The 5,123-nt window shown below is 63.5% G+C and carries 4 protein-coding genes; all 4 read left to right on the top strand.

Annotated features, from left to right (window positions below; genetic code table 11):
- The first annotated feature begins 181 nt into the window (after positions 1–181).
- On the top strand, positions 182–736 hold the full coding sequence (locus tag MK313_RS17670; RefSeq protein WP_287783456.1) for a DUF3576 domain-containing protein: 555 nt from the start codon (positions 182–184) through the stop codon (positions 734–736).
- Positions 737–849: 113 nt separating this feature from the next.
- The gene (gene leuS, locus MK313_RS17665) at positions 850–3,408 is read left to right on the top strand and encodes a leucine--tRNA ligase (protein WP_287783453.1); all 2,559 of its coding nucleotides are present in this window, start codon (positions 850–852) and stop codon (positions 3,406–3,408) included.
- Complete coding sequence (gene lptE, locus MK313_RS17660; RefSeq protein WP_008943235.1) at positions 3,395–3,925, top strand: LPS assembly lipoprotein LptE; 531 nt, start codon at positions 3,395–3,397, stop codon at positions 3,923–3,925. The genes leuS and lptE overlap by 14 nt, the downstream gene beginning before the upstream one ends.
- A gap of 14 nt (positions 3,926–3,939) precedes the next feature.
- A complete protein-coding gene (gene holA / locus MK313_RS17655) occupies positions 3,940–4,989 on the top strand; it encodes a DNA polymerase III subunit delta (RefSeq protein WP_008943234.1) in 1,050 nt (349 codons plus the stop codon).
- Positions 4,990–5,123: the final 134 nt, after the last annotated feature.

Here is a 5,123-nt window from a genome sequence, read left to right as displayed (position 1 = left end):
CACACATGTTGCAGCAATGACACATTTTGGCGCTTTCATATGTCCTTCATATCCAGATGCTTACACCCGAAGAGCTTATAGATGGCCTGAAGGACGCCGTCGTTTTTGCCTTACTCTTGACCGGTTCGTGGCATTAGAATAGCGCTTGCTGGCAATTTGCAGGAACAGGATTGGATCGACCGTGGCCCGCATCACAGATTTCGCCCCAGGTTACACCAAAAGCTTCCTTATCGCTGGTCTGCTGGCCGCCCTTCTCGCCGGCTGCGGCGAGACCGCATACGAATATCCGACAATGCGTCCGGGCGATACCAACCCCAGCATCTATGGCAAGGAAGACAATGGCAGCATTCTGGGGCCGGGTGGCCTCAGCCTGTTCGGCAGCGAAGAAGAAACGCCGGCCGGCGGTACCGGCATCGGCGTGAATGCCTATCTCTGGCGCGCCTCACTGGATACGCTGTCCTTCATGCCGATCGCTTCGGCCGATCCGTTCGGCGGCGTCATTATCACCGACTGGTATTCCGCGCCGGAAAACCCTGCCGAGCGCTTCAAGGTTAACCTGTTCATTCTGGACCGCGCCTTGCGGGCGGACGGTATCCGCGCCGCGATCTTCCGGCAGCAGCGCACGACCACCGGCCAGTGGCAGGATGCCGCCGTGGAGCCCTCGGTCGGCACCGAGCTTGAGAACACTGTCCTGACCCGGGCGCGGCAGCTTCGGGTTTCCAGCGCCCAGCGCTAGGGGGCCTGACCGCCGAGAAACCATCGAACGGCTTGCCTTTGCCCCCGCTGTTGGGCGAATAATCCCGGCCGAAACCGCGCGACGCGGACCCGCGACTTATCAGGCCGAGCGAGATGGCACGTTATAATTTCAAGGAAACCGAGGCGAAGTGGCAGCGTATCTGGACGGAGAAGCGCTGCTTCAATGTCACGGAAGACGCCTCCCGGCCGAAATATTACGTGCTGGAGATGTTCCCCTACCCGTCGGGGCGCATCCATATGGGCCATGTCCGCAATTACACACTGGGCGATGTGGTCGCACGCTACAAGAAGGCGCGTGGTTTCAATGTGCTGCACCCGATGGGCTGGGACGCCTTCGGCCTGCCGGCAGAGAACGCGGCTATCGAGAACAAGGTCCACCCGGCCAAATGGACCTACGAGAACATCGCCTCGATGCGTACCCAGCTGCAGGGCATGGGCCTGTCCTATGACTGGGAGCGCGAGATCGCGACCTGCCATCCGGATTATTACCGGCATGAGCAGAAGATGTTCCTCGACTTCCACAAGGCGGGTCTCGCCTATCGCAAGGAAAGTTGGGTCAATTGGGACCCCGTCGAGAATACCGTTCTGGCCAACGAACAGGTGATCGACGGCAAGGGCTGGCGCTCCGGCGCGCCGGTCGAGAAGAAGCGGCTGTCGCAGTGGTTCCTTAAGATCACCGACTATGCCGAGGATTTGCTGCAGGCGATCCAGACGCTGGAGCGCTGGCCGGACCGGGTGCGGCTGATGCAGCACAACTGGATCGGCCGGTCGGAAGGTGCGCGGGTGTTTTTCCCGATTGCGGGACGGGACGAGAAGCTGGAAGTCTTCACCACCCGCCCGGATACGCTGTTCGGCGCCTCCTTCTGCGCGATTTCGCCCAATCATCCGCTGGCCGGCGAGCTGGCGGCGAAGAATGCCGCGCTGGCCGACTTCATCGCCGAGTGCAGCCGCATCGGCACCAGCGAGGCGGCCATTGAAACGGCGGAAAAGAAGGGTTTCGACACTGGGCTGAAGGCAGTCCACCCGCTCGACCCGTCCTGGCAGGTGCCGATCTATGTCGCCAATTTCGTGCTGATGGAATATGGCACCGGCGCGATCTTCGGCTGTCCCGCGCATGACCAGCGCGACCTGGATTTCGCCCGGAAGTATGACCTGCCGGTCATCCCCGTCGTGCGTCCGGCCGATGCGGAAACTGTCGAGATTGGCAATATCGCCTTCCCCGGCGAGGGCGTACTGTTCAATTCGCGGTTCCTGGACGGGCTGCCGGTCGAGGAGGCGAAGAAGCGCATCGCGGAGACGCTGGAACAGAGCGGCGACGGCCAGGCCACGGTCAGCTATCGCCTGCGCGACTGGGGCGTATCGCGCCAGCGCTACTGGGGTTGCCCGATCCCCTTCATCCATTGCGCCGATTGCGGCATCGTGCCGGTGCCGGAAGACCAGCTGCCGGTGACCCTGCCGGAGGATGTCACCTTCGATGCGCCCGGCAATCCGCTGGATCGCCATCCGACCTGGAAGCATGTCGATTGCCCGTCCTGCGGCAAGCCCGCGCACCGCGAGACCGACACCTTCGACACCTTCTTCGAATCCTCCTGGTATTTCGCTCGCTTCGCCGATGCTCGCGGGGAAAAGGCCTTTGACCGCGACAAGGCAGGCTACTGGCTGTCGGTCGACCAGTATATCGGCGGCATCGAACATGCCGTGCTGCACCTGCTCTATTCGCGCTTCTTCATGCGGGCGCTGAAAAAGTGCGGCTATACCGACGTGGAAGAGCCCTTCGCCGGCCTGCTGACCCAGGGCATGGTCTGCCATGAGACCTACAAGGACGAGAATGGCAAATGGCTGTTCCCCTCGCAGGTCACGAAGGCAGCCGACGGAAGCGTCGTGACGGTCGAAGGCGGTCGTCCCGTGACCGTCGGCCGTTCCGAGAAGATGAGCAAGTCGCGCAAGAATGTCGTCGATCCGGTGCACATCATCGACAGTTATGGTGCCGACACGGCCCGGCTCTTCATGCTGTCCGACAGTCCGCCGGAACGCGACCTGGACTGGACAGATGCCGGCATCGATGGCGCCTGGCGCTATCTGAATCGCCTGCACCGGCTGATCGAGGACGGGCTGGAGGCGCTGGCGCCCGCAGGCACCGCCCGACCGGCAACGGTTGAGGGCAAGGCGGCCGCTGCCGAAAAGGCGATGCACAAGACCATCGCCGGCGTTTCCGACGATCTCGACAAGTTCCACTTCAACAAGGCCGTCGCGCGCATCCGCGAATTCAGCAATCAGCTGGAGGATATGGACGGGCAGGATGAAGGCAGCCGCTGGATGAAGCGGCGCGGGCTGGAAGTGCTGGTGCAGCTGATCGGCCCGATGACGCCGCATCTGGCGGAGGAACTCTGGAGTCTGCTGGGCCAGACCACACTGCTGGCGGAAACCGCCTGGCCCGAAGCTGATCCGGCAATGCTGGTCGATGACAGCGTGACCATCGCTGTCCAGGTGAATGGCAAGCTGCGCGGCACCATCGAGCTGCCGCGCGATGTAGACAAGCAAGCGGCGGAGACCGCCGCCCTTGCGCTTCCGGCCGTCCTGCAGCAGCTTGAGGGGAAGCCCCCGCGCAAGGTGATCGTCGTGCCCAACCGTATCGTCAATGTTGTCGCGTAGAACCAATGGCATAGCCGCGCTGTCCCTGCTCGCGGCGGCGCTGCTGCTGACCGCGTGCGGGTTCCGTCCGCTCTATGGCGAACGGGCGCACAGCGCCTCCGCGGTTCAGCACATGGCGGCGATCGAGATCGTGCCGATTCCGGACCGCGTCGGGCAGGAGCTGCAAAACCAGCTGCGTGTGCGGCTGAATCCGCGTGGCGGTGCCGCCACTACAAAGTATCGGCTCGCTACGCGGCTCAACGAGATCCGCACTGACCTGGCGATTCGTGACGATGCCTCGGCGACGCTGGCGAACCTTCAGCTGATCGCGAATTACACGCTGCAGGATGCGGCGACCAATGCCGTGCTCTACAGCGGGCAGAGTCGGTTTACGGCCAGCTACAACCTCGTGCGCTCGCAATTCGCCAATCTGGTCGCGGAGGATGACGCGCGAAACCGCGCTGTCGAGGCGATCAGTGACGATATGCGGGTCCGCCTCGGCATTTATTTCGACCGCCAGGCGAAGTCCGCGAACTAGGGGCGGAACGGCGGATGAAGATCAGCGACCGCCAGATCGAGGGTTTTCTCAAAGCACCCGACCCGGCCATACGAGCGGTGCTGCTTTTCGGGCCAGATACCGGAAAGATAAAGGAATTTGCCGACAGGCTCGGCCATACCGTGCTGCCCGGCTTCGATGATCCGTTTCGTCTGGCCGATCTCACGGGCGCACAGCTGCGCGACGATCCGGCCCGCCTGGCCGACGAGGCGGCCGCGCTCTCCCTGACCGGCGGTCGGCGGCTGATCCGCGTACGCGATGCCGGTGACGGCAATACCGAGATTTTCCAGAATATGCTGGAGACGATACAGGGCGATTTCCTTGTCGTCGCCGAAGCGGGATCACTGGCCGCCGGCTCCAAATTGCGGAAACTTTTCGAAGGTGCGCGCAACGCTGCCATCATCGCTTGCTACGCCGACGAAGAACGCGATCTGCGCGGGCTTGTCCGCAGCCATCTGCAGCAGGCCAATATCCGCTGCAGCGACGACGTCATCGCCTTCCTGGCCGATCACCTGGGCGCCGACCGTATGCTGACCCGGATGGAGCTGGACAAACTGATCCTCTATGTCGGCGAAGGCGGCACCATCTCCCTGGACGAGGCGCGCCAGGCCATCGGCGACAATGCAGCACTCCGGCTCGACGATATCGTCTTCGCCATGGCCGAGGGCGATCCGGAGTCGCTGGATCGCGCCCTCACCCGCGCCCGTGCCGAAGGGATGAATTTCCAGCCGGTGCTGCGGGCCGCGCAGCAGCATCTGCGCGTCCTGCATCTGGCCGGAAATCTGGTGGCAGGCGGCCAGTCCATCGACGCCGCCTTCAAGGCTGCCGGCTTTCGGGGGGCGCTTTGGAAAGTCTCCGACCGGCTGGGCCGCCAGCTGCGCGGCTGGCCAGCCAACCGGCTGGCCGAGGCGATGAACCGGCTGGTGGAAGCGGAAATGCAGTGCAAGACCACCGGCCTGCCCGCGGACGCCATTACTGGGCAGACTCTGCTTGGGATCGCCCTGTCCGCACGGAACCGGTCGCGCGCCGGCAGCGCCCGGCCTTAGGGCCGGACAGGCTCAGTCTTTCGGCTCTTCCAGCCCGTCATCCGCGTCTGGAATCAGCGGGCCTTCCGGGTCGAAGTCTGCCATCGCTGTATCTTCGGAGAAGCTTTCGGGCGTTTCCTCTTCTCCGTCCAGGG

The sequence above is a fragment of the Oceanibaculum sp. genome (assembly GCF_022449305.1).
Lineage (GTDB): Bacteria > Pseudomonadota > Alphaproteobacteria > Oceanibaculales > Oceanibaculaceae > Oceanibaculum > Oceanibaculum indicum.
The sequence above is the reverse complement of the archived record's forward strand: the minus strand, read 5'-3'. Positions and strand labels throughout refer to the sequence as shown.